The sequence below is a fragment of the Streptomyces sp. NPDC041129 genome (assembly GCF_055592265.1).
Map to the genome: position 1 here is coordinate 432,919 of NZ_JBVIYV010000003.1, position 26,084 is coordinate 459,002.

Consider the following 26,084-nt stretch of genomic DNA (forward strand, 5'->3'; position numbering starts at 1 on the left):
GCGTCGTCTTCCGGCCACCCGGCATTGCCACGCTGACCCGGTGCCGGCCATGCCCTTTCCCCTCGATCTCCGCCGCTGCCGGGTACTCGGCCTGGCCGGCAGCGCCTTTCTCGCGCTGGGCGGGGAGACGGCCGGTGCCCTGCCGGTGCGGGACCTGCTCGCCCCCGCCTCCGCACGGGCCGCGCTCGGCCTGGTCGGGGTCTACTGCGGGGTCGTGCTGCTCACCGCGGCCTGGGCGCTGCTCGGCCGTCTCGTACGCGGCCCGCGACCGCCCGGCGAGCGCTCCCTGCTGCTGGTGCTCGCGGTCTGGGCGGCCCCGCTGCTGCTGGCGCCCCCGCTCTTCAGCCGGGACGTCTACAGCTATCTCGCGCAGGGCGCCATGGTCGACGCCCACATGGACGTGTACGCCCACGGCCCCGCCCGGCTCGGCGGCCCGCTGGCCGAGGAGGTGGCCCCGGTGTGGCAGCACACGGCCGCCCCCTACGGCCCGGCGTTCCTCGCCCTGGCCTCCGCACTGTCCGCCCTGACCCGTGGCGAGCTGCCCGCCGGCCTGCTCGGCATGCGCCTGGTCGCCGTGCTCGGCGTGGCCCTCATGGCGGCGGCGCTGCCCCGCCTGGCCCGGCACAGCGGCGCCGACCCGGCCGCCGCGCTGTGGCTCGGCGCTCTGAACCCGCTGGTCCTGCTGCACCTGGTCGCGGGCGCCCACAACGACGCGCTCATGCTCGGCCTGCTGGGACTCGGCCTGGTCGCGGCCCTCGGCCGGTGGCCGCTCCTCGGCACGGTGCTCATCACCCTGGCCGCCCTGGTCAAGGCGCCCGCCGCGCTCGGCCTGCCCGCGGCGCTGATGCTCCAGCTCCACGCCGGCCGCGGCCCGCTGCGGGCCACGGTGACGACCGTGGCCGGCGCCGCCGCGACCACGGTCCTCGCCACCGCCGTCGCCGGCACGGGGTACGGCTGGATCGGCGCTCTGGACACCCCCGTCTCCGCCCACAACTGGGCCCTGACCAGCCTGCTCGGCCGGGCCACCGGCGCCCTGCTGGAACACCTCGGCAGCGGCCTGGCCCCGCTCGCCGTGCCCGCCTGGCATCTGCTGGGCCTGGTGGCCACCGCCGTCGCCGTGACGCTGATCTGGCTCCGGCTGCGCCCGCTGCCGGTGTACGCCCTCGGACTGAGCCTGCTCGCGGTCGCCGTGCTGGGCCCGGCCATCCGGCCCTGGTACGTGCTGTGGGGCCTGTTCCTCATAGCGGCGGCCGCGCCCAGCACCTCGGTGCGGCACCGGGGGGCCGCCCTGGCCGGTGTGCTGGCGCTCGCCGTGCTGCCGAGCGGCGGCCCGCCCGGCCCCGGCCAGCTCGCCCTCGCGGTCTGCGGCGGCGCGCTGGGCCTGGTCGTGCTGTGGCAGGCCCGGCTGGCCGCCCAGGCGCCGGCGGCGGGGCGCACGGCATGACGGGCCCCTCACTGCCGCGCACCGGCCGCGGCCGCCTGCTGCTGGTGGCGGCCCTGGCCGCCGCGGTGACGGTGTTCACGGCCACCGTGCCGCTGCTGCGGGACTTCTTCGACCTGCGGGTCTACTACGGGACCGTGCACACCTGGGCAGGGCACGGCGGCCGGATCTACGACTACCGGGTGCCGGGGACTCCGTACGGCTTCACCTATCCGCCGTTCGCCGCGCTGCTCATGCTGCCCCTCGCCGCGATGGGCCTGCACACTGCGATCGCCGCGTCCCTGCTGGTGAACCTGGCCGCGCTGGCGGTGGTCCTGGGTGTCCTGGCAGGGCCCGGCGGGCGGCGGCACGGCTGGTTCCGGTGGTCGCTGGCGCTGTGCCTGCTCGCGCTGTTCGAGCCGCTGCGGGACACCTTCAGCTTCGGGCAGGTGAACCTGGTGCTGCTGGCCCTGGTGCTCGGCGACGCCTGGCTGCTGCGGACCGGTCGGGGCCGCTGGGCGGGCGCCGGGATCGGGCTGGCCGCCGCGGTGAAGCTCACGCCCGCCCTGTTCATCGCCCTGCTGCTGCTCGCCCGGCGGTGGCGGGCGGCCGCGGTGGCGAGCTGCGTGGCCCTCGCGGCGACCGGACTGGCCGCCTCGGCGGACCCGGGCGCGTCCCGTTTCTACTGGACCGGGGCGCTGTGGGACACGAGGCGCGTCGGACGGCTCGACTACGTCTCCAACCAGTCGCTGCAGGGTGTTCTGGCCCGTCTCGGCGAGCCGGACCGCGCCCTGTGGGCCGGTACGGTGCTGCTGGTGCTGTGCGGTTGGGCGTGGCGCGCCCGCCGGGCGGTGGCGGCCGGCGACTGGCCGACGGCCTTCGCGCTCACCGGCGCGGCGGCCTGCCTGGTCAGCCCGGTCACCTGGGTGCACCACCTGGTGTGGCTGCTGCCGTCCCTCGCGGTGCTGGTGCGCGCCGGGTACCCGCGGCTCGCGGGCGCCCTGTACGCGCTGCTGTGCACCAGCGTGGTGTGGCTCTGGGTGGGGGACGCCTCCGGCCTCGGTGGTTTCCTCGGCGGCAACGCCTACACCTGGGCCACGCTGGGTCTGCTGCTGGGCCTGCCGGCCGGTCAGCCGCGGGTGTCCCGGCCGTTCTTGGCCCGCAGCGCCAGCGCCACCGCCGCCGCGCCGAGCCCGGTGAAGCCCACGACGGCCGCGGTGGGCGACCAGTCCGAGTCGTCGTCCGGCGCGGGGGCGGGCGTCGCCGCGGCGGGTGCGGCGGCCGCGGCCGCGGTGCCTCCGGGGCGCAGTGCGTCCAGCGACCCCACCGGGTCCACCCGCCCGGCCGCGGCGAAGCCCCAGTCGAGCAGCTGGCGGGCCTCCTCGTACACGGCGAAGCCGCCGCCCTCCTGAGGATTCATCACGGTCACCACGAGGGTGCGGCCGTCCCGGCGCGCCGCGGCGACGAGGGTGTTGCCCGCGTTGCTGGTGTAGCCGTTCTTGATCCCGATCAGCCCGGGGTACGGAGCCACGCCGTCCTCACCGGTCAGCAGCCGGTTGGTGTTCTCGATCTGGTACGGCCATCCGTCGCCCGGGAACTGGGACCGGGCGGTGGAGCAGTACCGGGCGAAGTCGGGGTTGCGCAGCCCGGCCCGCCCGAAGACGGCCAGGTCGTACGCCGAGGACACCTGGCCGTCGGCGTCGTAGCCGTCGGGGGAGACGACGTGGGTGTCGAGGGCGCCCAGCGAGCGTGCCTTGGCCTGCATCTTCCTGGCCGTGGCCTGCCAGCCGCCGCCCAGTGAGGCGAGCACGTGCACGGCGTCGTTGCCCGAGCTGAGGAAGACCCCGCGCCACAGGTCGGCCACCTGGTAGCTGTGCCCCTCCTCGACACCGACCAGGCTGCTGCCCTCGCCCACGTCCTCCAGTTCCCGGTAGTCGACGGTGTGCCGCATGCCGGAGGGCAGACCGGGCAGCACGGTGAGGGCGAACAGCGTCTTCATGGTGCTCGCGGGCGGCAGCTCGCGGTGCGCGTCGGCGGCGGCCAGCACCTCGCCGCTGTCGGCGTCGGCGACCAGCCAGGACAGCGCGGAGACGTCCGGGACCTCGGGGGCACCCCGGCGGAGCCTGACCTGCGTGCCGGAACGCTGGAGCAGGGACGGCTTCGGCACCGAGGCGCGTGGCCCGGGCGGTGCGGGATCCCCCGCACGGTGTGCGGTGGAGGCGGCGGCCGGTGCGAGGGCGAGGGTGCCCGCCACACACAGGGAGCAGGCCGTGACGGCGACCCGACGAGAGAATCCGGTGATCATAAGATCAACGTAGGAAGCCGGGGCGGGTCCGGCGCGCTGTCCGGGCCGGACGGCCTATGGGAGCAACCCGGATGTAGCACCCGCGGGCGCCCCGGAGCGGCTCGGCCGCGGCAGTCACGGGCGGCCCGGAGCCGTTCAGCCGGCGGGCAGGGTCGGCTGGACGCGGCGCAGGAAGGTGGCGTTGTCGGGGGTGTCCCGCATGCGCTCGAGCAGCGTCTCGAGGGCGGCCGGTCCGCCCTCGCGGGAGCGCAGGGCCCGGCGCAGGCCTCGGGTGGCCGTCAACTCCGCGGGAGTGAGCAGCAGTTCCTCGCGGCGGGTGCCGGTGGTGTCGATGTCCACGGCCGGGAAGACCCGGCGGGCGGCGGGTTCCCGGTCCAGCCGGAGCTCCATGTTGCCGGTGCTCTTCAGCTCCTCGAAGAAGTAGCCGTCGGCACGCGAGCCGGTGTCCACCAGGACGGTGGCGAGGATGGTGAGCGAGCCGCCCTCCTCGGCCTGCCGGGCGGCTCCGAAGAACCGCTTGGGGCCGAGCAGCGCGCCCGCGTCGACACCGCCGCTCAGGGTCCGGCCGCCGGCGGCGGAGGCGTTGTTGTGGGCCCGGCACAGCCGGGTCAGCGAGTCCAGCAGGACCACGACGTCCTCACCGGCCTCGACCAGCCGCTTGGCCCGCTCGACGACCAGTTCCGCCAGGGCGATGTGCTCCCTGGCCGCCCGGTCGAAGGTGGAGGCGTACACCTCGCCGTGCACCGAGCGACGCATCTCGGTGACCTCCTCGGGCCGCTCGTCCAGCAGCAGCACCATCAGCCGGCAGTCGGGGTGGTTGCCGGCGACGGCGGCGGCGAGCTGCTGCAGCAGCACGGTCTTGCCGCTCTTCGGCGGGGCCACGATCAGCCCGCGCTGCCCCTTGCCGACCGGCGCGAACAGGTCGGTGACCCGCCCGGCCAGTCCGGACGCCGGGTGCTCCAGGCGAAGCCGCTCATGGGGGTGCAGCGGAGTGAGCTCGTGGAAGTGCCGGCGGGAGCGGAGTTCTGCAGGGGCGTGCCCGTCGACCAGCGTGATGCCGGTCAGGTCGCGCTGCCCCGTGCTCTCGCCGTCCACGAGGGCGCCCTTGCGCAGGCCGTGACGGCGGATCAGCGCGGGGGAGACCTGCGGGTCGCCGGGGGAGGGCAGCAGGTTGGCGGCCCTCAGGTGCCCCTTACCGCGCGCGTCGATGTCCAGGACACCGGTGACGGGGCGGGCGACCGGGGGCTGCTGTGCGACAGGGGGGTGTTCGAGTGTGGTGGTCATGGCGGGAAGGTCCTTTCACGGACGAAGGCAGCAGAGAGGAAGGGAGAGAGGCCGCGAGCGGGAGGCGGGGCACACGAGTGCCTCCGGGCGGCGGGAACGGCACCTCGGGTACGGCACGGAAGGCCTGTTCACGAGGTGATGCCGGGAAGCCGAAGCGCCGGAGCCGGAGACCGGCGAGCTGGTCGGCGCGATGAGGGAGAACTGGCACCGGCGTCCGCGAGGGGACGAGCACGAGTGCTGTCGGCACAGTACCACCCGGCGGAGCGGTATGTCCGTGACCACGACAACACGCCTTCGCCGCGGAACATTCCCCGTGGCGCGATACCCCAGGCCAAGCCGGTCCGGTGAGCCTACGATCGTCGGCGTCACCCTCGTCGTACGACCGTCAGGAGCTGCCGGTGGAGACCACGCCCGCCATGCCCTCGCACCGTCTGGACCCCGCCGGCGGCTGCCCGCACGCCGACAACGCGCGACTGCTGGCCCGCGGTGCCGTGACCCCGGTCGAACTGCCCGGTGGCATCGAGGGCGCGGCCGTCCTCGGGCACGAGGCGCTCCGGGAGTTCCTGCAGCATCCCGGCGTGGCCAAGAACGCGCGTCATTTCACGGCGCTGCGCGAGGGTCTGATAGCCGAGGGATGGCCGTTGCTCACCTTCGCGACCGTACCGGGCATGACCACCGCGGACGGCGAGGACCACCGGCGGCTGCGCGCCCTGGTCAGTCGTGCCTTCACCCCCCGACGCACCGAGGAACTCCGGCCACGCGTCGAGCAGTTGACCGAGTCGCTGTTGGACGGACTGGCGGCGGCCGCCGTGGCGGGCGGGGGCGTCGCGGATCTGCGCCGGCGCTTCGCGCTCCCGCTGCCCATGGGCGTGATCAGCGAACTCCTCGGAGTGGACGCCGAGTTCCGGGACCGGCTGCACCACCTCAGCAGCCGGATCGTGGCCACCGACACCGAGCCCGCCGAGGCCGTCGCCGCCAACCGTGAACTCCTCGCCGTCCTCGGGGAGATCGCCGCCGCGAAGGCCACCGCCCCCGGGGACGACCTGACCAGCGCGCTCATCGCGGCCCGGGACGAGGGCGGCGACCGGCTCAGCCAGCAGGAGCTGATCGGCACGCTCGTCCTGATGATCATCGCCGGGCACGAGACCACGCTCAACCTGATCACCAACGCCGTACGCGCCCTGTGCGGCCACCGCGACCAGCTCGACCTGGTGCGCGCGGGCGGGGCGAGCTGGGCCGACGTCGTGGAGGAGACCCTGCGCTGGGACGCGCCGGTCAGCTACTTCCCGTTCCGCTACCCGGTGCGCGACCTCACCGTCGACGGCACGGTCATACCCGCCGGCATCCCGGTCCTGGCCGGCTACTCCGCCGCGGGCCGCGACCGGGCGGCGCACGGCCCGGACGCCGACCGCTTCGACGTCACCCGGCCCGCCCGTCCCGACGCCGTACGCCATCTCTCCCTCGGGCACGGCGCGCACTACTGCCTCGGCGCCCCGCTGGCCCGCCTGGAGGCGACCGTCGCCCTGGAGCGGCTGTTCACCCGCTTCCCCGGACTCGAACTCGCCGTCCCCGAGGCGGAACTGGCCCCGCACGCCGGCTTCGTCGGCAACAGCGTGCGCGCCCTTCCGGTGCGCCCGGCGCCCTGAATCACGGGACCGTCGCGCCCCCCGCCCGGTAGGGCCGGGCCGCCGGTCACCGATCCGTGCCAGATGTCCCCACACCATAACGATCCCGGACGTCGGGGGACTTGACCGCCAACCCCGCACTATCGTCACGACATGTCCACGCCCCCGCAGCCCCCGCAGCCGGCCGACCGCCCCGCGCCGCAGCCCGGACAGCCGGCCCCGCAGCCCATGGTGCCTTCGCAGCCGACGGCCTACCCCTACCCGAGCCCGCAGTCTCCAGCGCCGGGACAATTCCACGCGCAGCCCACCCTGGTGGGCGGGCCGGTCCAGCCCCAGCCGCAGCCAGGTCATCCGTACGCACAGCCACCGCAGTACGCGCCCGTGCCCGTCCCGCCGGCCGGTGGTGGCGGTGCCGGGCGGGCCGTGCTGTGGGCGGCCCTCGGAGCGGTCGTCGCCTCAGCGGCCTGGGCGGCCGGTGTGTTCCTCGTCGGAGGCACGGGCGACGACGCGGACCTGCGGGGCTACTCGGCACCCGCGAACATGTGCTCCGGCGCGGACTACTCCTCCTTCAAGGACGAGTACCCGCAGAACGACGCGTCGCCCACGCACAACTCGCTCAAGGACGATGCCCTGGACGAGAGTTACTGCAGCCTGGGCCTGAAGAAGACCGGGTCGAGCTACTCGGACGCCTACCTCACCATGCAGGTGGACCTGCACCGGAGGACCGACCCGGCGCCCGAGTTCACCGCCACGTGGAGCAACTACGGCGACAGCCACACCGGTTACGACGTCAGTCCGGTGAAGGGCATCGGCGACGAGGCCTACCTCGTCAGCCAGGACACCACCAGCGGCTCCAGCGGCTCCCGCTACGCCACGCTCGCCGTGCGCGACGGCTGGGTGACGTACACGATGAGTTACAGCGCCTATCTCAGTTCCTACGACCAGGACAAGGACCCGCCCGGGCTCACCGATGTGTCCGACTGGCTGAAGACGGACACCAGGGCGACGCTGGGGCAGCTCAAGGAGTGACGCCGGGCACCGGTCCGGGCCGCGCCGCTCACGCGGACCGGGCCTCCGCCTCACGTGCGATCGAGTCGAACCGGGCGCCCATGGCCGCGGCGAGCGCCTGGGCGCCCGAGAGCGGGCGCACCATCACCATGAGCTCGTCGATCAGCCCGTCGTCGTCGAGGTGTATGAAGTCGCAGCCGCTCAGCTCCCGGTCGCCCACCCGCGCCCGGAAGACCAGCGCGTGGTCGCGGCCGTTGGCGCCGCCGAGTTCCCGCTCGTACCGGAAGTCCTCGAAGACCTGGAAGACCCCGCGCAGGATCGCCGCGGTGATCGCCTTGCCCGGGTACGGCTTGAAGACGACGGGGCTGGTGAAGACGACGTCATCGGCCAGCAGCGCCTCGACGGCGTCCAGGTCGCCTGCCTCGACCGCCTCGCGGAACGCGCGCATCCGATCACCTCTCATAGTCAATTAATTGAATAGGTGCGGATGAGGGTAATCACCGGCTGCTAGCGTGTCCACATGTCGCTCAAGTACGCCGTCCTGGCCGCCCTGCTGGAGGGGGAGGCCTCGGGTTACGAGCTGTCGAAGGTGTTCGACGTCTCGCTCGCGAACTTCTGGCCCGCCACCCCCCAGCAGCTCTACCGGGAGCTGGAGCGCCTCGCGCAGGAGGGGCTGGTCGAGGCCCGGACGGTGCCGCAGGAACGCCGCCCCACCAAGCGGATGTTCACCCTGACCGAGACCGGCCGGAGCCGGCTGCGCGCCTTCGCCGACGAGCCGCCGAAACGGCCCACGGCCGTCCGCGACGAACTCCTCATCAAGATCCAGGCCATGGACGGCGGCGACCCCGCGGTGGCCCGGGCGCTCGTCGAGGAGCGCGGAGGCTGGGCCCGCGGCAAACTCGACCGCTACGAGCGGGTGCGCACCCGTCTCCTCGACGGGCGGACCGAGGAGGAGTACCTGCGCACGGCCGAGCGGATCGGCCCGTACCTCACCCTCATGGCGGGCATCGCCTTCGAGGAGGAGAACCTGCGCTGGTGCGAGCGCGTGCTGCGCGTCCTCGACCAGCGAGTGTCCTCGTCGTCGAGCGGCGAGTACGCCTAGGCTGAGACGATGTTCAGCCCCGAAGGCCCCAGCCCGCGTGAGCTCGCCGTACAGGCGCTGTCGTCCGTCGAGCACGGCTACGACCTGCTGGCCCCGAAGTTCGACCACACGCCGTTCCGCACACCCGACTCGGTGCTGGAACCGGTCGCCAAGGCGCTGGGGCCGCTCGGGCCGTTCGAGGACGGCCTCGACCTGTGCTGCGGCACCGGAGCCGGCACGCAACTGCTGGCGGGACTGTGCGGCCGGAGCGTCACCGGTGTCGACTTCAGTGCCGGCATGCTCGACGTCGCCCGCCGCCGCGTGCCCTCCGGCGGCCCGGACGTCGCCTGGGTGCGCGGCGACGCCCGGGCCCTGCCGTTCGGACCCGCCTTCGATCTGGTGGTCAGCTTCGGCGCGTTCGGCCACTTCCTGCCCCGCGAACTGCCGGGGCTGTTCGCCCAGGTCCACGCGGTGCTGCGGCCGGGCGGCAGCTTCGCCTTCCCCGTCTTCGCCCCACCCCGCCTCTCCAGCCCCGCGTTCTGGACGCTGCTCGGCTTCGACGTGGCGATACGGGTGCGCAACGCCCTGTGGCGGCCGCCGTTCGTCATGTACTACCGGACCTTCAGGTTCGGTCACGTCATGAGCGGGCTGACCCGCGCCGGCTTCGCGGTAGGGCTGCGGCCGCTGCCCGAGTTCGGGCGGCGCGGCGACGGCAGCCCCCGGGCCCGTCTCCTCGTGGCCCGGGCTCAGCCGGCCGCCGGCAGGGTGAACTCGTAGACCAGCGCGTCCCGTTCGGAGTCGACCACCAGGTCGGTGATCTCCAGCGGGCGCGCGTACTGGTCGTGCACCCGGCGCGTCACCCGGACCGACGAGGCGTCGCCGACCTGGGTGATGGAGTCCCGGTGGTGCAGGGTCAGCCCGGCCTTGCGCATCCAGTCGTACGCCCGGCGCAGCTGTGCCGGGGTGGCCCCGTCCGCCCGGTCGCGGTAGCGGCCCAGCTCGGCGACCTCGCTCAGCGCCACCGCCGAGAACGTCGTCACCGCCGTGCGCAGCGAGTGGCCGTCGGGCGCGGCCGACCGGTAGCGGTGCACCAGCGTGGGCCGGTGCGGGGCCAGCCCGAGTGCCTGCGCGTGTTCCGGCGACGGTGCCTCCCAGGTCACCGTCGCCCGGTCCACCGCACACGGGTCCGCGGGCCGGGCGCCGACGGGGAAGGTGAGCGAGACCGGGTCCTCGACCGGGCGGCCGGGCAGCGTGGCGTGGCTGCCCCGCCGGTCGGTGGCGACCAGGCCACCGCGGCGCAGCACCTCCAGCGCCTGCCGTACGGTCTCCCGGCTGACACCGAAGTGCCGGGCCAGGTGCCGCTCGCTGGGCAGCCGGTCACCGGGCGGGACGGTGCCGTCGTGCAGTTCGTCGAGGAGCTGCGACGCGACCCGCCAGTACAGGGGCCGGTCGTCGGTCTGCGGGGGTTCGAGCGGGGTGGTGCGGGCCATGCCGCGCCTCCTGTGGTGACAAGACGTAGCCGAACGGGCTCATTGCGCGACCACATCTAGCATTGGTCTAAACCACAAGGGAAGAGCGGTCCGGTGGTTCGGCCGAAACCCACCCGCGCGACCGGGCCTCACAGGGCGCTGTAGACCGCGTTCACCAGGGCCGTCTTCCGCGGGTCGTCCGCGATGCGCGGCCCCATCCGGTTCATCGCGTACCCGAGCGAGACCTCCGCCTCCGGATCCGCGAACCCGCAGGAACCCCCGAACCCGTCGTGTCCGAAAGCCCGCGGGTTCGGTCCGTAGGAGCCCTGCGGGCCGCTGAGCCACAGCCCGAGCCCGATCTCCGTCTCACCCTCGAATCCCGCGCCCAGCACCAGATCGCGGCAACTGCCCTGTCCCTCGCGCACCTGCTCGACCGCTCGCGGTGAGAGGATCCGCCGGCCGCCGTAGGAGCCCCGGCCGGCGAAGACGCCGTACAGGGCGGCGACCGAGCGCGCGGTACCGTGCCCGTTGGCCGCCGGGATCTCCGCCGCCCGCCACGCGGCGGTGTTCGCCTGTGCCGCGCCCACCGGCGGATTGGCGAGGGCGGCGATCGCGGCCGGCGGCAACTGGCCGAAAGCGGCGGCTCGTTCGCCGTCGTCCCGGGACCGTGCGTGGACCAGCTCGGCCGCCCGGCCGGCCTCCTTCTCCGGCAGGCCGATCGTGAAGTCCAGCCCGAGCGGCCCGGTCACCTCCTGCTCCAGGAACGCCCCGGGCCGCAGCCCCGACACCCGCCGCACCACCTCGCCGACCAGGAAGCCCCAGGTCAGCGCGTGATATCCGGACCGGGTGCCCGGCTCCCACCAGGGCTCGGTGGCCGCCAGCCGCGCGGTCGTCAGCTCCCAGTCGTAGAGCTGCTCCACGGAGTGCGGCTCCCGCAGGCCGGACAGCCCGGCGCGGTGCGACAGCAGATCCCGTACGCGTACGTCCCGCTTGCCCGCCGCCGCGAATTCCGGCCAGTACGCGGCCACCGGCCGGTCGAAGTCGAGCAGGCCCCGGTCGGCGAGCAGATGCGCGCAGAGGGCCACCGGCCCCTTGGTGGTGGACCACACGTTGACCAGCGTGTCCCGCTCCCAGGGCCGGGTACGGGCCCCGTCCGCCCAGCCGCCCCACAGGTCGGCCACCGTCTCGCCGCCGACGGTCACCGCCACGGCGGCGCCCAGTTCGCCGCGCTCCCGGAAGTTCTCCTCGAACGCCTCCCGCACCGCGGTGAAGCGCGGATCGCAGTGGCCCTGAACCTGTGCCTCGTGCGCGGACATCCAGCCTCCGTCGTCGCAGGGAACCCGGGCCGCGGCAGCACGGCCCGGCGCGCCCCCGAACGTACCGACTGGTCGGACTGGTGGGAAGAAGGCGGACAGGACCGGGCCGGCCCACCCGGGCACGCGCCCCTGTCCCGGCCCCTCCGGTCAGGCGTACGCGCGCAGCCAGCGCAGCTTGCGCTCCTCCTGGAACGGGCCGCCGCCCTCGTGGTCGTTGAAGTCGTACACCTCGATCGCCTTGTCCTCGTGCGCCCAGGCGTTGAACGCCGCGAACACGGTCGACGGCGGGCACGTCTGGTCCTCCAGGGCGGCCGAGAAGAGCGCCGGGGCCCGGCCACGGGCCGCGAAGTGCACGCCGTCGAAGTAGGAGAGCGTGCGCAGCGCGTCCTCCGCGCGGCCTCGGTGCGTCTTGAGGAACAGGCCGATCTCCCGGTAGGGGTGACGGTCCGTCAGTGTCGTCGCCCGCGGGAAGTCGCACAGGAACGGCACGTCGGGGGCGACCGCGACCAGATCGGGCAGCAGACCGCCCACGGCGAGGGAGATGCCGCCGCCCTGGCTCTCACCGATCACCACGGTCCGCGCCGGGTCGGTGAGCGGATGCGAACGGGCCGCCTCCACGGCACGCACGGCATCCGTGAACACCCGGCGGTAGTAGTAGTTCTCGGGCGCGTCGATGCCCCGCGTCATGTACCCGGGGAAGGCGGGGGCCGCGCCGACCGGGTCCGCCGTACCGCCACCGCCGCCCCAGGCGCTGCCCTGGCCGCGCGTGTCCATCACGAAGTGCGCCCGGCCCGTCGACGCCCACAGCAGGTCCTCGTGCGCCAGCCCGCGCCCGCCGCCGTAGCCGATGAACTCCACCACCAGCGGCAGCGGTTCCGAGGCGCCCGCGGGCAGCCGCAGCCAGCCCTTGACGGGATGGCCCCCGAAACCGGCGAACGTCACGTCGTACACCTGGACCGTGGACAGCCCGGTGTCCACCGGCTCGAACCGGGCGCCCAGCTCGTGCAGGCGGGCCTCCTGGAGGGTCTTGTCCCAGAAGGCGTCGAAGTCCTCCGGCGCGGTGGAGGCGCCGCGGTACTCGCGGAGTTCGTCGAGAGGGAGGTCGAACAGGGCCATCGGCAACCGCCTTTGTGAACGGAAGGACTGCGTCGGCTCACGGTACGTGGGTGGTCGGACGACTCGCCAGGCCCGCTCGGGGCACGGTCTCCGCCCGTCGACGAGGCGCGCGATCATCACGCTGGTCACCGGGGGGAAAGTGTCTGCCGCACCGGCCCGGCGAAGAGGAGCGGACGGTCCGGCTATCCATGGTGGTCGGGTCACTCACCCCGTCAGGCCCGCGGCTGGGTCCACCTCGGGCCCGTGCGCGCCCACTCCCGTTCCCACTCCTCCATCCGGTGGCGCACCGCGGCCCGGCGCTGCACGGCGTACCCGAGGAGGATCACGGCCACCGAGCCGCCGGCCGCGCACAGGCCCACCGTGACCGTGTGCTGCCAGACCGCCACGTCGTTGGGCGGCGGGGCGACGGCACGGCCCCGGGCGTCGAACCACACGGTCACCACGTCACCGGCGCGGCTCCCGGCGGGAACGCGGGCCACGGCGGTACGAGTTCCGGCGCCCGGCTCGGTCCAGCGGACCTTGGCCTGATACGGGTGCGCGCGGTCGCCCCGCACGGGGCGAGGCCGGGCGGACTCGTCGCCGATCACCGAGGCGCGCACCTGGTGCCGCTCGGTCCGCAGCGTCGCGGCGCGCGACCGCGCCTGGTCATGGGCGTACAGACCGGCCGCCACCCCGGCCAGCGGTGTGACGACGAACAGCAGGACGGCGGCGACCAGCACCGTCCAGGCCTCCATGACGTCCGACCGGCGCCGCAGCGGATTCTGCCGCCAGCGCCAGCCGCGCACCCGGGTACGCATGCCCACCTCCTCGCCGCAGCCGGAGCCGGAGGACGGCCGGGCCGGTGCCCTGGCCCGGCCGTCCTCCGTCGCCTCGCACGAAGCGTCCGCACCCGTCTGGTACCCCGTACGGCGCGCCTCGCGCACGCCGCCCACCGCGAGTTCAAGCCCTCCTGGAGCCCGGCGCACGGCACGCGCCCAGCCCGCCGCGCGAGCGCCCGGGGGGCTCAGCCGAAGCGCTCGATGCGGATCCGCTCGACCGGCTGCCCCGCCTCGACCAGCAGGCGCGAGGCGTGTTCGGCGAACCCGTTGGAGCCGCACACATAGGCCTCCCAGCCCCCTGGAGGCTGCTCGGCCAGGAGCGGCGCCACATGTGCGGCCGCCATACGACCCACCGGCATCCCCCTGGGGGCGCTCCGCGTGAACACGGCCGCCGTCTCCGCGCCCAGCTCCCCGGCGTAGATCAGCTCCTCGGGGCTGCGCGCCGACACCAGCATCCGCAGCGGCACACCCAGGCCCAGCGCCCGGTGGTGCCGGACCATCGACATCAGCGGTACGACACCGGAACCGGCCCCGAGCAGCAGCGCGGGCCGGTCGCCCGGCCAGGCGAAGAAGCCGCTCAGCGGGCCGCGCAGCTCGACCGTGTCACCGGGCCGGGCCGTGGTGTGGAACCAGCCAGAGACCTCGCCGTCCCGCACATGGTCCAGGGTCAGCTCGATGTGGCCCGAGTCGTCGGGGGCGGACGCGATCGAATAGTGGCGCTGGGCCACGTAGCCGTCGGGCGCGGTCAGCCGCAGCAGCAGGTGCTGGCCGGGCAGATGCCCCGCCCAGTCGGGCACCGCGAACCGGAAGGTGGCCGCGCGCGGCGTCTCGCGGCGGATCCCGGTCAGCGTGGCGGTCTGCCACACCGCCGCGGCCTGCTCGCTCACGGCGATGCGCCCGGGCACGGCGAAACGCGTCGCGGGAACGCGGGCCGGGGTCACTGTCTCAGTCACCGGAATACCGCTGCTCCTCCCAGGGGTTGCCCCGCTCGTGGTAGCCGTTCCCCTCCCAGAAACCGGGCTCGTCGTGGTCGAGGAGCGTGATGCCGGCGATCCACTTGGCGCTCTTCCAGAAGTAGAGGTGCGGCACAAGCAGCCGCGCCGGGCCGCCGTGCTCGGGCGCGAGCGGCTCACCGTCGTACTCCCAGGCGATCCAGGCCCGGCCGCCGGTCAGGTCGGCGAGCGGCAGGTTCGTGGAGTAGCCGGTGTGCGAGTAGGCGACCGCGTGGGTGGCGGTAGCGGCCGGCCGCACCACGTCGAGGAACGTGTCCAGCGAGACACCCCCGAAGCGCACCCCGAACTTCGACCAGCCGGTCACGCAGTGGATGTCACCCTCGTACGCCGACGCGGGCAGCGCCCGGGCCCGCTCCCAGTCCCAGGTGTGCGGCCGCTCCACCAGCCCGTCGATGCGGAAGGACCAGTCGGCGGGAGCGAGGTCCGGGGTGACCTCGGCGGACAGGACGGGCCACTCGTCGCGCGCGTCGTACTGCCCCGGTGGCAGCCCTGGATCGGTGACACGGGGGCGACCCGTGAAGCCTCGGGTGACGTTCATGCTTTCCACCGTACGCTGTCCCCGCGCGTGCTCCGTCCCAGGTCAGTGCGCCGTTTGTGACAGCCGTACGAACTCGTTGCGGCCGTGCGAACTCTTCGCGGAGCCGGGAATAGCCCTCGGCCGCTCCTCCTTGCCGCTGAGTGCCGGCCGGTGGGCCGGTGACGGTGTGACGGAAGCGAGGAAAGAGGATGTCCAAGGCGTACGTCTTCACGCGGTACGGCGGCCCGGATACCGAGGCCCTGACCGACGTGGACCGGCCGAGTCCCGGCCCGGGGCAGCTCCTGGTCGCGGTCCGCTCGGCCGGGGTTAACCCCGTCGACTGGAAACTGCGCGAGGGCCTGCGCCGCCCCGGCGACCCCGCCGAGCGCGTCTTCCCCGCGGTGTTCGGCAGCGAGGCAGCCGGCGTCGTCGAGGCGGCCGGGCCCGGAGTGACCGGGTTCGCCGTCGGCGACCCGGTGTTCGGCAACACCGTCGACGGCGGGTACGCCGAGTACGCCCTGCTGAGTGCCGGGGTGACCGCGCACAAGCCGGACGGGCTGTCGTTCACCGACGCCGCGACCCTGCCGGTCGCCGCGGCCACCGCCTACGACGGCGTCCGCCAGCTCGGCCTGCCCGAGGGCGCGACGCTGGTGGTGACCGGCGCGGGCGGCGGGGTCGGAGCCGCCGCCCTGCAGATCGCCCGCGTCTTCGGGGTGCGGGTGGTGGGCGTGGCGAGCGAGGCCAAGAAGGACTTCGTCGAGTCGCTGGGCGCCGTGCACGTGCCGAGCGGCCCGGACCTGGCCGAACGGGTGCGCGCCGCCGCACCCGACGGCGTGGACGCGGTGTACGACCTGGTGGGCGGCGAGACGCTCACCGAGGCGGCCGCCCTGCTCGTCGACCGGACGAGACTGATCACGGCCGGCGCCCCGCCCGGCACCGTCGCCGCGCTGGGCGGCTCCCGGGTCGCCCGGGCCCGCACCGCGGCCGTGCTGGACAAGGTGGCGGCGCTCGTGCTGCGCGGCGCCCTGGATCCGCACGTCACCCGCACCTTCCCGCTCGAGCGCGCGGGGGAGGCCCTGCGCGCCGTGGAGGACGGCCACGCCCGGGGGAAGGTCGTCATCGAGGTGGCTGGATGAGCGCCGAGGCCTTCGCCCGCGTCCAGGCGCCCGTCGTCGCGCACGTCCTCGACAACCCCGCCCTGGCCTCCCTGACCGGCCCGCACGCGCACTTCGCCGAGCGGCGCGGCCGGGTGCTGCGCTACCCCCTCGACGTGTCCCCGTGGCTGGCGCTGCCCGACGATCCGGACGCGGACGACTGGGCGGACCTCGCGGCGCTGGCCGGCCCCGGGGCCGAGGTGCCCCTGTCGGGTTACGTCGGGGAGGTCCCGGACGGCTGGGAGGTGACCTTCCGGTCGGAGGGCGTGCAGCTCGTGGACGACGGGCTCGCCGCCGCACCGGACCCGGAGGCGGTCCGGCTCGGCCCGCGCGACGTGCCGGAGATGCTCGACCTGGTGCGCCGCACCCGGCCGGGCCCCTTCCTGGCCCGCACCGTCGAGCTGGGCACCTACCTCGGCATCCGCCGCGAGGGCGCCCTCGTCGCGATGGCGGGGGAGCGGCTGCGCCCGCCCGGCTGGACCGAGGTCAGCGCGGTCTGCACCGACCCCGACCACCGCGGCGAGGGCCTGGCCGGCCGGCTGATCCGCGCCGTGGCGCACGGCGTGCGCGAGCGTGGCGAGACCCCGTTCCTGCACGCCAGTGCCCGCAACACGAGCGCCCTCCGGCTCTACGAGTCCCTCGGCTTCCGGCTGCGCCGCCGCACGGCGTTCCTCGCGGCCCGCGCGCCGGAGCGGCCGGCGGTTCAGGTGTCCTAGGTCCCGTCGGGGCCGGCCGTCGGGGCCGGCCCCGCGTTGTACCGCTCCAGGTACCGGGCGAAGCGGGCCAGGTCCTCCTCCGGCCACGCGGCGAGCCGCTCCCGGAAGGCCGCCCGGCGGCTGCGCGTGACCTGGGCGAGGATCTCCCGGCCGGCCTCCGTCAGGTCCAGCACCTGGACGCGGTGGTCCTCCGGGTCGGTGCGCCGCTCGATGAGGCCGGCCCGCTCCAGCGCGGTCACCTGGCGGCTCACCGTGGACTTGTCCAGGGCGTAGTGAGCGGCCAGATCGGTGGCCCGGCAGCCGCCGCTCTCCTCCAGATGCCCGAGCAACGTGTACGACACCAGTGACAGCTCGGGGTGCATGCGCCCGGCCGAGGCCCTGGCCCGGCGGGCGAAGATCGTCATCTCGCGCTGGATGGTCTCGACGGCCGTGTCCGCTGCCGCTGTCACGGAATACCTCCTCCGACGGTCTAGTTGTATAGTACAACTTGAATGGAAGTTGTATAAGCCAACCATCGAACTTGGAGGCCGCCCGCGATGAGGTCACCGGCACTGCGTCATGTGCTCACCCACCTGATCACCCCGCTGCTGATGTGCCTGGGCATGGGGCTCGCATACATGGGCGCCTTCGTCACGCCGGAGCCGAACCACCTGCCCGTCGCCGTCGTCGGCGCCGGCCCCGGGGCGAAGGTGTTCGCCCAGACCGTCAAGGACAGCGCGGGGGACCGGCTCGACGTCCGCACCGTCGCCACCCGCGCCGACGCCGAGCGCCTGCTCCGGTCCCGGGACGTCACCGCCGCCTACGTACCGGCCGCGAGGACACCCGAGCTGCTGGTCGCCACCGCCGCGTCGGACATGGGCGCGACGGCCGCCGAGAAGGTCTTCACTCCCGTCGCCGCCGAGCGGGGCGCGCCGCTGAAGGTCACCGACGTGGCCGCCCCGGTCGGCGACGACCCCACCGGGCAGGGCCTGTTCTTCCTGCTGATCGCGGTCAGCATCGGCTCCTACGCCTCGGTCGCCGCCCTGGGCGCGGCGGGCGCCGCCCTCCCCATGCGGGTGCGGGCCCTGCTCGCGCTCGGTGTCTCCGCGGTGGTCGCCGGCATCGGCGCCCTGCTCGCCGGACCGGTGTTCCACCTCGCGCACCACGATCTCGCCGGCGTGTGGGGGATGGCGTGGCTCTACTCCGCGGGCATCCTGCTCATCGGCGTCGGCCTGCACACCTTCCTCAAGCGGTGGACCACGCTGACCATGATGGTGCTGTTCGTGATGCTCAACTTCACCAGCTCGGGCGGTCTGTTCCGGCCCGAGCTCCAGAACGGCTTCTTCGGCGCCCTGCACTCCTTCTGGAACGGCGCCGGCTTCGTCGAAGGCGTCCGCAGCCTCCTCTATTTCGGCGACGACGGCCTCGGCCGCACCGTGTGGACCCTGCTGATCTGGCTGCTCGCCGGCCTCGCGGTGACCGCGCTCGCCGCCGCCTTCGAACACTCCCGGGCCCCCGAGGCGGCGATGACACCTCCCGCGGCCACACCGGCCGTTGGCCGGTCCGAGCGTGACACGGAGCGGGAGAACCAGGCTGCCGAGGAGGAGGTGGAGGAGACGGTGGGGGTGTGAGTGACGGTCATACGGCCACCGTCCGGCACGGTGGCCGTGTGCGGCGCGGCGGGTCCGGGGCGCTGGGGTAAGGTGACCGTCCGGTCGCGGAGTGTCCTCGGCCGCACTGCCATGGAGGAGGTGGGACCCATTACCGCTGTGTCAGCCCGGGTGCTCTCTCCTCGTGACAGCTTGCTGTGAGCGTGGGAGCGCCCTTCGGCTCCGGTTCTCCGAAAGGCTCTCGGCCCGCATGTCCTCCGTGCCCTCCCTGCCCCCGCTCTCTGCCTCCGCCGTCGTCTCCGCTTTGCGTGCCGCCGGGTGCGTCTTCGCCGAGGACGAGGCGGAGTTGATCCTCGGCACCGCCCGCACCCCCGCCGAACTGGCCGCGATGGTGGACCGGCGGGCCGCCGGGCTGCCACTCGAACACGTCCTCGGCTGGGCGCGGTTCCACGGTCTGCGCATCGCCGTGGATCCGGGTGTCTTCGTGCCGCGCCGCCGTACCGAGTTCCTGGTCGACCAGGCCCTGGCCCAGGCCCCGGACGCCACGGTCGTGGTCGACCTGTGCTGCGGCTCCGGCGCGCTCGGCGCGGCCCTGGCCGCCGTGCTCGGCCCCGTCGAGGTGCACGCCGCCGACATCGACCCGGCCGCCGTGCGCTGCGCCCGCCGCAACCTCGCCCCGTACGACGGCCGATCCCACGTGGGCGACCTGTTCGACGCGCTGCCGCCGGCGCTGCGGGGCCGGGTCGGCATCCTCACCGCCAACGTGCCCTACGTACCGAGCGCCGAGGTGGCGCTCCTTCCCGCGGAGGCACGCGACCACGAACCGCCGGCCGCGCTCGACGGCGGCGCGGACGGACTCGACGTCCTGCGCCGTGTCGCCGCCGGCGCCCCGGGCTGGCTGGCGCCCGGCGGCGTACTGCTGACCGAGACCAGCGAGCGGCAGGCCCCGGCGGCGCTACAGGCCTTCACCGACGCCGGCCTGACGGCCCGTACGGCCGTGTCCGAGGAGCTGTACGCGCACGTGGTGATCGGCGTACGGGAACGGTGACGCGCCCTATGGCAGCTCCTGCGCCCGGGCGATGAGCAGCGCCACGTCGTCGTGGTTGTCCGGGTGGTGCAGCGTGCGCAGGAGCAGATCGCAGGCGTCCTCCAGCGGGCGGGCCGGGTCGTCCAGCAGGGACAGCAGGAAGTCCAGGCGCTCGTCCAGCGAGTGGCACCGGGTCTCGACCAGCCCGTCGGTGTAGAACACCAGCACGTCGCCCGGCTCGAAGTCGACGGTGACGGTCGAGAACTCCACCCCGCCCACCCCCAGCGGCACCCCGGTGGGCAGGTCGAGCAGCTCCGGCGGGCGCCCCGGGCGGACCCGGGCCGGGGGCAGATGCCCGGCGTTGGCGATCCGGCACTGGCGCAGATGCGGATCGTGGACGGCGTAGACGCACGTGGCGATGGAGTGGTCCAGGGCCGAGGTCGTCTTGTCCAGGTGCTCCAGCAGCAGTGCCGGGTCGAGGCCGAGCGCCGCCAGCGTGGTGGTCGCCGTGCGCAGCCGGCCCATGGTCGCGGCCGCGCTGATGCCGCTGCCCATCACATCGCCGACCACGAGCGCGGTGCTGCCGCCGTCCAGCGGGATGACGTCGAACCAGTCGCCGCCGACCTCGCTGGTGGCGCCAGCCGGCTGGTACCGGGAGGCCACCTCCAGGCCGGTCGTCACCGGCGGCCGGCTCGGCAGCAGGCTGCGCTGCAGGGTGAGCGCGGTGTTGCGGGCGTCCTGGTACCAACGGGCGTTGTCGATGTGCACGGCGGCCCGGGCCGCCAGCTCCCGGGCCAGCACGACGTCGTCCTCGTCGAAGGGCGCCGGATTGCGGGTCCGCTTGAGATCGAGGGCGCCGAGCACCTCGCCGCGCGCGATCAGCGGCACGGCCAGATAGGAGTGCAGGCCCGCCCGGCCCAGCAGGGCGGCCGCCTCCTCCGAGCGGGCGATCCGCGGCAGGTCCTCGTCCTTCACCCGGGCCACGAGCACCACCTCGCCCGTGCGCACGCACTCGGTGACCAGCCGGTCCGGCCCGTACCGGGCGACCTGGCCGGGCGGGTCGGCGGCGCACACGCCGTCCGAACTGTCCGCCGGGCGCACCGCGAGGGCCCGGATCACCGCCCCCTCCGACGGGGCCAGCGTGCTGGACCGGCCCTCCACCACCGCGTCCAGCAGATCCACGGCGGCGATGTCGGCCAGCGCCGGCACCGAGACCTCGGCCAGCTCGCAGGCGGTGCGCTCCAGCTCCAGCGTGGTGCCGATCCGTACGGAGGCGTCGGCGATGATCGCGAGCCGGCGCCGGGCCGTCTCCGCCTCCTGCGAGGCCCGGTGCTGCTCGGTGATGTCGACCAGCGAGACGGCGACCCCGAGGACGTTGCCCATCGCGTCCTCGAGGCGGTACAGCGACTGCGACCAGGTGCGGTCCCGGTCCGGGTCGGCCGGGGTCCGGCCGACCAGCGGTGCGTCGATGAGCGGGACGCCGGTCTCCAGGACCCGGCGGGTCGCGGCCTCCAGGGCGCCGGTGTCCAGCATCGGCAGCACGTCGCGCAGCCTGCGCCCCATGTGCTCCTCGGCCGGCACCCCGTTGTTCCTGGCCAGGGCGGGGTTCACGGTGACGAACCGCAGCTCGGTGTCGAGCACGGCGAGCCCGATCGGCGACTGCTGCACCATCCGCTCGGACAGTGCCACGTCCTGCTCCAGGCGCCGCACGGTCGACTGGTCGGCGGCGAGCCCCAGCGCGTACACGTCCCCCCGGTCGTCCAGCAGCCGCATGTTGCGGAACTCCACCAGGCGGGTGCTGCCGTCCTTGCGGCGGATCGGGAAGCCGCCGGCCCAGCTCTGGCCGGTGCGCATCACGTCGGCGAACAGCTTGCCGACGAGCTGGATGTGCCGCTCGTCCACCATCAGCCGGGCGGCGTACTCGCCGAGGGCCTCCTGCGCCGAGTAGCCGAACAGCTCCTCGGCCTGCGGGCTCCACAGCACGATGCGGCCGCTGTCGTCCAGCACCACCGACGCCACGCGCAGCACGTCGAGCAGTCCGCCGGCCCGCACCGGTCCGCGCACCGGCTCGTTGCCGTCCGCCACCGGAGCCCCGGCTGCACTCATGCCTCGCACCGCCTTCGCCCGATCGCACGGTACGCCGTCCCCCGTGCCGACTCCCCTTGTTCTACCGCGCTCACACCCGACTCTCCGCGCCGTCGCACCTATCTCCACCATCTCTCAACCGGGCGGCCGACGTACGCCGAAATCACCGGGCCGCGGCGCCTGCGCAGGGGCCGTGGCCCGCGGTGGCCGAGCGGGACGGTGCCCGCGGCCGTGAGAGTTCACGCCCATGTTGCTCCATTGGCCTGTACATGACCACTCCGTCGGGCCAGACTGTCCGCCGACCGAGTGCACCCACCCCCCTCCTCCGAGGAGCCGGCCATGCCCGCGTCCCCCTCCGTCAGGCAACGTTGTCACGCAGTCCTCACCGGACTCGTCATCCTGGCCACCGCCGCAGTCGTGTCCCTTGCCGCACCCGCGCCGGCCCACGCGGCCGACACCTGGACCGAGACCGGTTCCGACCGGGCCGATCCGCTGACCGAGAGCCAGGGCCTGACCTCGGTGGAGGTCCCGGCGAACAACCCCAACCGGTACACCGGCATCGGCACCATCCCGATCGGGGTCTCCAGCCGCGGCTGGAACCACGTGGGCGACCCCGACGCCTCGTACGACGGCCACTACATCGAGCCCTACCAGCGCGACTCGGGCAACTCGAAGATGTACCGCGTGCAGGCCCCCGGCGGCGGCTGGTCGGAGTACGTCCACACGCTGAGCGCCGGCGAGGCCCTGAACAACTCCTGGGCGGCGATCTCGCCCGACGGCCAGTGGATGCTGTCGGGCGAGTGGGGAACCATGAACCGCCTGCTCGTCTTCCCGACCCCCGGCGTGAACCCGGCCACCTCGCCCTCGGCGAACCTCCCGCAGGCCTCCACCGTCAACCTCGACCACGCCGTGCGTGACGTCCAGGGCTGCGACTTCTCCGGTCCCACCACCCTGCTCTGCTCCTCCGACGACCCGGAGGGTTCCCTCTTCGGCCTCACCAAGCCGCTGCTGCGGATCGACCTGTCCGCGGCGCCGAACGGCACGGCGGACGTCACCGGCCATGTCACCGCCCTGCGCCAGTTGCCGCTGCGCAGCTCCTGCTCGGGCGGCTTCGAGGCGGAGGGCATCGACTACGACCGCCGTACCGGGGTGCTGCGCGTCATCGTCGTGTCGCCCGGCTTCTGCGTCCTCACCGACAGCAAGACGTACAAGTTCACCCGCGGCTGAGACCTGCGGGTCCTCCCGCGGCTGAGGTGTGCTCGCCCGTCCGTGGTGATTTGCTGGGGATGGACGCGGTTCGGCGGGGTACCCCGTTCCACCGCAGCGCGGCCAGGAAAGGAGCGATCATGGAGAACAAGGACCGGTCGCACCAGGAGACCGTCTCGGTGGAGATCAGCGGCTCCAAGGAGGACGCCCGTCTCGTATTCGATGCGCTGAACAGTTGTTTCGCGTCGGACCGGACCTCCGAGGAGGTTCCGAGGCAGTTCCACGAGGTCCGTCCGATGGTGTGGCTGGGCACGTACGACGTCGCGGACGCCCGTGGGCCCGGCTGTCCGCCGGTCCACCTCGACGCCTCCGTCCTCGCGGACGTCCAGGGCGGCTACTGGGCCGTGGACCGGTTCCGCACGACGCTGGACGCGATGTTCACCGTCGAGGAGACCTGCACGGCCTCCGGTGACCAGGAGCGGGACCTGCACCTGCGGCTGGAGAGCCGCTGACGGGGTCCGGCGGGACCCGACGGCGCGACACCGCGCGGCGCCCCGGACGGCGAAGAGCCGGCCGGGGCGCCGTGGTGTCCGGGTGAAGTGGCCGGGCTCACCTCTCCTCGTTTATGCAACTAGTTGCACAACGGGATGCGCTTCCTCTACAACAAGAGGCGACCGCATCCTGCACGGAGGGCCCCATGAGCCGTTACCCGCACCTGATGTCCCCGCTCGACCTGGGCTTCACCACCCTGCCCAACCGCGTGCTCATGGGCTCCATGCACGTCGGCCTGGAGGAGGCCGAGCGCGGCTTCGAGCGGATGGCGGCGTTCTACGCGGCCCGCGCCTGCGGCGGCGTGGGCCTCATCGTCACCGGCGGCATCGCGCCCAACGACGAGGGCCGGCCCTACGAGGGCGGCGCCAGGCTCACCACCGAGGCGGAGGCCGAGGAGCACCGGACCGTCACCGAGGCCGTGCACCGCGAGGGCGGCCGGATCGCCATGCAGATCCTGCACTTCGGCCGGTACGCCTATCACCGGGACCTGGTGGCCCCGAGCCCGGTGCAGGCGCCCATCAGCCCCTTCGTGCCGCGCGAGCTCAGCGACGCCGAGGTCGAGCGGACCATCGAGGACTACGCACGCGCCGCCCGCCTCGCCCGGCGGGCCGGCTACGACGGCGTCGAGATCATGGGCTCCGAGGGCTATCTGATCAACGAGTTCATCGCGGCACAGACCAACCACCGCACCGACCGCTGGGGCGGCTCGTACGAGAACCGGATGCGCTTCCCGGTCGAGATCGTCAAGCGGGTGCGCGAGGCCGTCGGCGAGGACTTCATCATCATCTACCGGCTGTCCATGCTGGACCTGGTCCCGGGCGGCTCCTCCCTCGAGGAGGTCGTCACCCTCGCCAGGGCCGTCGAGGCCGCCGGGGCGACGATCATCAACACCGGCATCGGCTGGCACGAGGCCCGCATCCCCACCATCGCCACCTCCGTGCCGCGCGGAGCCTACACCTGGGTCACCCGGAAGCTGATGGGTGAGGTGTCCGTCCCGCTGGTGACCACCAACCGCATCAACACCCCCGAGCTGGCGGAGGAGTTGCTCGCCGGCGGCTGCGCGGACATGGTCTCCGTTGCCCGCCCGATGCTCGCCGACCCCGACTTCGTCGCGAAGGCCGCCGCCGGGAAGCCGGAGGCCATCAACACCTGCATCGGCTGCAACCAGGCCTGCCTCGACCACACCTTCAGCGGGCAGATCACCTCCTGCCTGGTCAACCCGCGCGCCTGCCACGAGACCGAGCTGGTGCTCTCCCCGACCCGGCTGGCCAAGCGGGTCGCGGTCGTCGGCGCCGGACCGGCCGGACTGGCCTGCGCCGTCAGCGCCGCCGAACGCGGCCACACCGTCACCCTGTTCGACGCCGCGAGCGAGATCGGCGGCCAGCTCAACGTGGCCCGCAAGGTCCCCGGCAAGCAGGAGTTCGACGAGACGCTGCGCTACTTCCGCCACCAGCTCGACGAGCACGGCGTGGACGTACGGCTCGGCGCCTGGGTCACCTCGGCGGACCTCGACGCCTACGACGAGGTCGTGGTCGCCACCGGCGTCACCCCGCGCGTCCCCGACATCCCCGGTGCCGACCACCCCCGCGTCCTCGGCTACCTCGACGTGCTGCGGGACGGCGCCCCCGTAGGCGACCGGGTGGCCGTGCTCGGCGCCGGCGGCATCGGCTTCGACGTCGCCGAGTACCTCACCGACGGCGGCGACAAGGCGAGCGAGGACCCGAGCACGTACTTCCGCAACTGGGGCGTCGACATGGACTACCAGGCGCCCGGCGGTCTCACCGCCCCGCGGCGGCCCGCCCCGCCCCGCACCGTCCACCTCCTGCAGCGCAAGACCACCAAGGTCGGCGCCGGACTGGGCAAGACCACCGGCTGGATCCACCGCACCGAACTGAAGCACCGGGGCGTGACCATGGTCCCGGGCGTGCGCTACGACCGGATCGACGACGCCGGACTGCACATCACCGTCGGCGAGGAGAGCACGGTCCTGGAGGTCGACACGGTGGTGCTGTGCACCGGCCAGGAGCCGCGCCGCGACCTGTACGAGGAGCTGGTCGCCGCCGGCCGCAGCGCCCACCTGATAGGCGGCGCCGACGTCGCGGCCGAGCTGGACGCCAAGCGGGCCATCAAGCAGGGCACCGAGCTGGCGGCGGCGCTGTAGGGGCCCCGGCGCACGTCCCTAGGATGAGCCCATGTCACTCCCGCACGCCATCCTCACCGCCCTGCTGGAGAAGCCGTCGTCGGGCCTGGAGCTGACCCGTCGCTTCGACCGGTCGATCGGCTACTTCTGGTCCGCGACGCACCAGCAGATCTACCGCGAGCTGGGGAAGCTGGAGGGGGAGGGGTTCATCCGCGCGCTGCCGGCCGAGCAGCCGGTCCGCGGGCAGAAGAAGAGCTACGAGGTCCTGCCCGCGGGCCGCGCCGAACTGGCCCGCTGGACCGCCGAGTCCCAGGACCCCAGGCCGCACCGCGACGCCCTGTTCCTCCGGCTGCGGGCGGCCGCGGTCGTCGGAACGGTGGGCCTCGAGGCCGAGCTGGGCCGCCATCTGGATCTGCACAGGCGGCAGTTGGCCGAGTACGAGGAGATCGAGGGGCGCGACTTCCCGCCGGGCCGGGACACCCCCGAGGACCGGCTGCGCCACCTGGTCCTGCGGGCCGGCATCGACCTGGAGACCTTCTGGACCCAGTGGCTCACCCGGGCGCTGAAGGAGTTCGGCGAACTCCCCGGATCCACGGGGGAGAACGGCACGGAACCGGCGGACGGCACGCCCGCCTGAGGGGCG

24 protein-coding genes and 1 pseudogene are annotated in these 26,084 nt (G+C 73.8%); 14 read left to right on the forward strand and 11 right to left on the reverse strand.

Going from position 1 to position 26,084, the window contains the following annotated elements; all coding sequences use genetic code 11:
• The first annotated feature begins 49 nt into the window (after positions 1 to 49).
• Positions 50 to 1,444, forward strand: coding sequence for a polyprenol phosphomannose-dependent alpha 1,6 mannosyltransferase MptB (mptB, locus tag ACZ6B1_RS14830; protein WP_468778276.1), 1,395 nt, complete (start codon positions 50 to 52; stop codon positions 1,442 to 1,444).
• A complete protein-coding gene (locus tag ACZ6B1_RS14835) occupies positions 1,441 to 2,832 on the forward strand; it encodes a glycosyltransferase 87 family protein (RefSeq protein ID WP_468778279.1) in 1,392 nt (463 codons plus the stop codon). Before mptB ends, ACZ6B1_RS14835 begins: the two co-directional genes overlap by 4 nt.
• 59 nt (positions 2,833 to 2,891) lie before the next feature.
• Here ACZ6B1_RS14835 and ACZ6B1_RS14840 read toward each other — a convergent pair.
• Positions 2,892 to 3,725: pseudogene (locus ACZ6B1_RS14840) on the reverse strand (D-alanyl-D-alanine carboxypeptidase family protein); the annotation flags it as partial.
• A 135-nt stretch (positions 3,726 to 3,860) separates the two neighbouring features.
• Complete coding sequence (gene rho, locus ACZ6B1_RS14845) at positions 3,861 to 5,009, reverse strand: transcription termination factor Rho (RefSeq protein ID WP_468778281.1); 1,149 nt, start codon at positions 5,007 to 5,009, stop codon at positions 3,861 to 3,863.
• Between the two features lie 416 nt (positions 5,010 to 5,425).
• Here rho and ACZ6B1_RS14850 point away from each other — a divergent pair, with 416 nt between their 5' ends.
• Both ACZ6B1_RS14850 and ACZ6B1_RS14855 read left to right on the forward strand, forming a co-directional pair.
• Entirely contained in the window at positions 5,426 to 6,655 is a 1,230-nt protein-coding gene (locus tag ACZ6B1_RS14850) for a cytochrome P450 family protein (RefSeq protein ID WP_468778573.1), read from the forward strand.
• Positions 6,656 to 6,787: 132 nt separating this feature from the next.
• Positions 6,788 to 7,663, forward strand: a complete 876-nt coding sequence (locus tag ACZ6B1_RS14855; RefSeq protein ID WP_468778283.1) for a hypothetical protein — start codon at positions 6,788 to 6,790, stop codon at positions 7,661 to 7,663.
• A gap of 28 nt (positions 7,664 to 7,691) precedes the next feature.
• Here the strand turns inward: ACZ6B1_RS14855 and ACZ6B1_RS14860 are convergent, their stop codons facing one another.
• Positions 7,692 to 8,090 (reverse strand): nuclear transport factor 2 family protein, encoded by a 399-nt coding sequence (locus tag ACZ6B1_RS14860; protein WP_468778286.1) that lies wholly within the window; start codon positions 8,088 to 8,090, stop codon positions 7,692 to 7,694.
• A 72-nt stretch (positions 8,091 to 8,162) separates the two neighbouring features.
• On the opposite strand from ACZ6B1_RS14860, the gene ACZ6B1_RS14865 reads away from it, so the two are divergent.
• Positions 8,163 to 8,744, forward strand: coding sequence for a PadR family transcriptional regulator (locus tag ACZ6B1_RS14865; RefSeq protein ID WP_468778288.1), 582 nt, complete (start codon positions 8,163 to 8,165; stop codon positions 8,742 to 8,744).
• A gap of 9 nt (positions 8,745 to 8,753) precedes the next feature.
• Complete coding sequence (locus tag ACZ6B1_RS14870; protein WP_468778291.1) at positions 8,754 to 9,500, forward strand: class I SAM-dependent methyltransferase; 747 nt, start codon at positions 8,754 to 8,756, stop codon at positions 9,498 to 9,500.
• Here ACZ6B1_RS14870 and ACZ6B1_RS14875 read toward each other — a convergent pair.
• The 6 genes from ACZ6B1_RS14875 to ACZ6B1_RS14900 form a co-directional block, all read right to left on the reverse strand.
• Positions 9,470 to 10,213, reverse strand: coding sequence for a GntR family transcriptional regulator (locus tag ACZ6B1_RS14875; RefSeq protein ID WP_468778293.1), 744 nt, complete (start codon positions 10,211 to 10,213; stop codon positions 9,470 to 9,472). The genes ACZ6B1_RS14870 and ACZ6B1_RS14875 overlap by 31 nt on opposite strands.
• Before the next feature lie 128 nt (positions 10,214 to 10,341).
• On the reverse strand, positions 10,342 to 11,508 hold the full coding sequence (locus ACZ6B1_RS14880) for a serine hydrolase domain-containing protein (protein ID WP_468778296.1): 1,167 nt from the start codon (positions 11,506 to 11,508) through the stop codon (positions 10,342 to 10,344).
• Positions 11,509 to 11,655: 147 nt separating this feature from the next.
• Positions 11,656 to 12,624 (reverse strand): acetylxylan esterase, encoded by a 969-nt coding sequence (locus ACZ6B1_RS14885; RefSeq protein WP_468778298.1) that lies wholly within the window; start codon positions 12,622 to 12,624, stop codon positions 11,656 to 11,658.
• A gap of 212 nt (positions 12,625 to 12,836) precedes the next feature.
• Positions 12,837 to 13,547, reverse strand: coding sequence for an Rv1733c family protein (locus ACZ6B1_RS14890; protein ID WP_468778300.1), 711 nt, complete (start codon positions 13,545 to 13,547; stop codon positions 12,837 to 12,839).
• Positions 13,548 to 13,627: 80 nt separating this feature from the next.
• Positions 13,628 to 14,395, reverse strand: coding sequence for a ferredoxin reductase (locus tag ACZ6B1_RS14895; protein WP_468778302.1), 768 nt, complete (start codon positions 14,393 to 14,395; stop codon positions 13,628 to 13,630).
• Complete coding sequence (locus ACZ6B1_RS14900) at positions 14,388 to 14,993, reverse strand: sulfite oxidase-like oxidoreductase (protein WP_468778304.1); 606 nt, start codon at positions 14,991 to 14,993, stop codon at positions 14,388 to 14,390. Before ACZ6B1_RS14900 ends, ACZ6B1_RS14895 begins: the two co-directional genes overlap by 8 nt.
• 188 nt (positions 14,994 to 15,181) lie before the next feature.
• Here ACZ6B1_RS14900 and ACZ6B1_RS14905 point away from each other — a divergent pair, with 188 nt between their 5' ends.
• Positions 15,182 to 16,108: an NADP-dependent oxidoreductase gene (locus tag ACZ6B1_RS14905; RefSeq protein WP_468778306.1), complete on the forward strand. Its 927-nt coding sequence runs from the start codon at positions 15,182 to 15,184 to the stop codon at positions 16,106 to 16,108.
• Positions 16,105 to 16,842 carry a GNAT family N-acetyltransferase gene (locus tag ACZ6B1_RS14910; RefSeq protein WP_468778308.1) on the forward strand — a complete coding sequence of 246 codons (738 nt, stop codon included), beginning with the start codon at positions 16,105 to 16,107 and terminating at the stop codon, positions 16,840 to 16,842. The genes ACZ6B1_RS14905 and ACZ6B1_RS14910 overlap by 4 nt, the downstream gene beginning before the upstream one ends.
• On the opposite strand, the gene ACZ6B1_RS14915 is transcribed toward ACZ6B1_RS14910, so the two are convergent.
• Positions 16,839 to 17,246, reverse strand: a complete 408-nt coding sequence (locus ACZ6B1_RS14915) for a MarR family winged helix-turn-helix transcriptional regulator (protein ID WP_468778576.1) — start codon at positions 17,244 to 17,246, stop codon at positions 16,839 to 16,841. The genes ACZ6B1_RS14910 and ACZ6B1_RS14915 overlap by 4 nt on opposite strands.
• Positions 17,247 to 17,378: 132 nt before the next feature.
• Between ACZ6B1_RS14915 and ACZ6B1_RS14920 the strand changes: the two genes are divergently transcribed.
• Together ACZ6B1_RS14920 and ACZ6B1_RS14925 are read left to right on the forward strand one after the other, a co-directional pair.
• On the forward strand, positions 17,379 to 18,452 hold the full coding sequence (locus ACZ6B1_RS14920; RefSeq protein ID WP_468778311.1) for a hypothetical protein: 1,074 nt from the start codon (positions 17,379 to 17,381) through the stop codon (positions 18,450 to 18,452).
• 229 nt (positions 18,453 to 18,681) lie between these two features.
• Entirely contained in the window at positions 18,682 to 19,479 is a 798-nt protein-coding gene (locus ACZ6B1_RS14925) for a putative protein N(5)-glutamine methyltransferase (protein WP_468778313.1), read from the forward strand.
• 6 nt (positions 19,480 to 19,485) lie between these two features.
• Here the strand turns inward: ACZ6B1_RS14925 and ACZ6B1_RS14930 are convergent, their stop codons facing one another.
• Positions 19,486 to 21,564 carry a SpoIIE family protein phosphatase gene (locus ACZ6B1_RS14930; protein WP_468778316.1) on the reverse strand — a complete coding sequence of 693 codons (2,079 nt, stop codon included), beginning with the start codon at positions 21,562 to 21,564 and terminating at the stop codon, positions 19,486 to 19,488.
• A 318-nt stretch (positions 21,565 to 21,882) separates the two neighbouring features.
• Between ACZ6B1_RS14930 and ACZ6B1_RS14935 the strand changes: the two genes are divergently transcribed.
• The 4 genes from ACZ6B1_RS14935 (at position 21,883) to ACZ6B1_RS14950 (ending at position 26,078) form a co-directional block, all read left to right on the forward strand.
• Entirely contained in the window at positions 21,883 to 22,770 is an 888-nt protein-coding gene (locus ACZ6B1_RS14935; RefSeq protein WP_468778320.1) for a hypothetical protein, read from the forward strand.
• Between the two features lie 119 nt (positions 22,771 to 22,889).
• Positions 22,890 to 23,261, forward strand: a complete 372-nt coding sequence (locus ACZ6B1_RS14940) for a hypothetical protein (protein WP_468778324.1) — start codon at positions 22,890 to 22,892, stop codon at positions 23,259 to 23,261.
• 185 nt (positions 23,262 to 23,446) lie between these two features.
• Complete coding sequence (locus tag ACZ6B1_RS14945; RefSeq protein ID WP_468778328.1) at positions 23,447 to 25,462, forward strand: FAD-dependent oxidoreductase; 2,016 nt, start codon at positions 23,447 to 23,449, stop codon at positions 25,460 to 25,462.
• A gap of 31 nt (positions 25,463 to 25,493) precedes the next feature.
• Complete coding sequence (locus tag ACZ6B1_RS14950) at positions 25,494 to 26,078, forward strand: PadR family transcriptional regulator (RefSeq protein WP_468778331.1); 585 nt, start codon at positions 25,494 to 25,496, stop codon at positions 26,076 to 26,078.
• Positions 26,079 to 26,084 lie beyond the last annotated feature (6 nt).

Excerpts from the sequence above, each read along its gene's own strand:
- mptB (WP_468778276.1), top strand. The coding sequence starts at position 50 with ATGCCCTTTCCCCTCGATCTCCGCCGCTGCCGGGTACTCGGCCTGGCC.
- ACZ6B1_RS14835 (WP_468778279.1), top strand. The coding sequence starts at position 1,441 with ATGACGGGCCCCTCACTGCCGCGCACCGGCCGCGGCCGCCTGCTGCTG.
- rho (WP_468778281.1), bottom strand. The coding sequence starts at position 5,009 with ATGACCACCACACTCGAACACCCCCCTGTCGCACAGCAGCCCCCGGTC.
- ACZ6B1_RS14850 (WP_468778573.1), top strand. The coding sequence starts at position 5,426 with ATGCCCTCGCACCGTCTGGACCCCGCCGGCGGCTGCCCGCACGCCGAC.
- ACZ6B1_RS14855 (WP_468778283.1), top strand. The coding sequence starts at position 6,788 with ATGTCCACGCCCCCGCAGCCCCCGCAGCCGGCCGACCGCCCCGCGCCG.
- ACZ6B1_RS14860 (WP_468778286.1), bottom strand. The coding sequence starts at position 8,090 with ATGCGCGCGTTCCGCGAGGCGGTCGAGGCAGGCGACCTGGACGCCGTC.
- ACZ6B1_RS14865 (WP_468778288.1), top strand. The coding sequence starts at position 8,163 with ATGTCGCTCAAGTACGCCGTCCTGGCCGCCCTGCTGGAGGGGGAGGCC.
- ACZ6B1_RS14870 (WP_468778291.1), top strand. The coding sequence starts at position 8,754 with ATGTTCAGCCCCGAAGGCCCCAGCCCGCGTGAGCTCGCCGTACAGGCG.
- ACZ6B1_RS14875 (WP_468778293.1), bottom strand. The coding sequence starts at position 10,213 with ATGGCCCGCACCACCCCGCTCGAACCCCCGCAGACCGACGACCGGCCC.
- ACZ6B1_RS14880 (WP_468778296.1), bottom strand. The coding sequence starts at position 11,508 with ATGTCCGCGCACGAGGCACAGGTTCAGGGCCACTGCGATCCGCGCTTC.
- ACZ6B1_RS14885 (WP_468778298.1), bottom strand. The coding sequence starts at position 12,624 with ATGGCCCTGTTCGACCTCCCTCTCGACGAACTCCGCGAGTACCGCGGC.
- ACZ6B1_RS14900 (WP_468778304.1), bottom strand. The coding sequence starts at position 14,993 with ATGAACGTCACCCGAGGCTTCACGGGTCGCCCCCGTGTCACCGATCCA.
- ACZ6B1_RS14905 (WP_468778306.1), top strand. The coding sequence starts at position 15,182 with ATGTCCAAGGCGTACGTCTTCACGCGGTACGGCGGCCCGGATACCGAG.
- ACZ6B1_RS14910 (WP_468778308.1), top strand. The coding sequence starts at position 16,105 with ATGAGCGCCGAGGCCTTCGCCCGCGTCCAGGCGCCCGTCGTCGCGCAC.
- ACZ6B1_RS14915 (WP_468778576.1), bottom strand. The coding sequence starts at position 17,246 with ATGACGATCTTCGCCCGCCGGGCCAGGGCCTCGGCCGGGCGCATGCAC.
- ACZ6B1_RS14920 (WP_468778311.1), top strand. The coding sequence starts at position 17,379 with ATGAGGTCACCGGCACTGCGTCATGTGCTCACCCACCTGATCACCCCG.
- ACZ6B1_RS14925 (WP_468778313.1), top strand. The coding sequence starts at position 18,682 with ATGTCCTCCGTGCCCTCCCTGCCCCCGCTCTCTGCCTCCGCCGTCGTC.
- ACZ6B1_RS14930 (WP_468778316.1), bottom strand. The coding sequence starts at position 21,564 with ATGAGTGCAGCCGGGGCTCCGGTGGCGGACGGCAACGAGCCGGTGCGC.
- ACZ6B1_RS14935 (WP_468778320.1), top strand. The coding sequence starts at position 21,883 with ATGCCCGCGTCCCCCTCCGTCAGGCAACGTTGTCACGCAGTCCTCACC.
- ACZ6B1_RS14940 (WP_468778324.1), top strand. The coding sequence starts at position 22,890 with ATGGAGAACAAGGACCGGTCGCACCAGGAGACCGTCTCGGTGGAGATC.
- ACZ6B1_RS14945 (WP_468778328.1), top strand. The coding sequence starts at position 23,447 with ATGAGCCGTTACCCGCACCTGATGTCCCCGCTCGACCTGGGCTTCACC.
- ACZ6B1_RS14950 (WP_468778331.1), top strand. The coding sequence starts at position 25,494 with ATGTCACTCCCGCACGCCATCCTCACCGCCCTGCTGGAGAAGCCGTCG.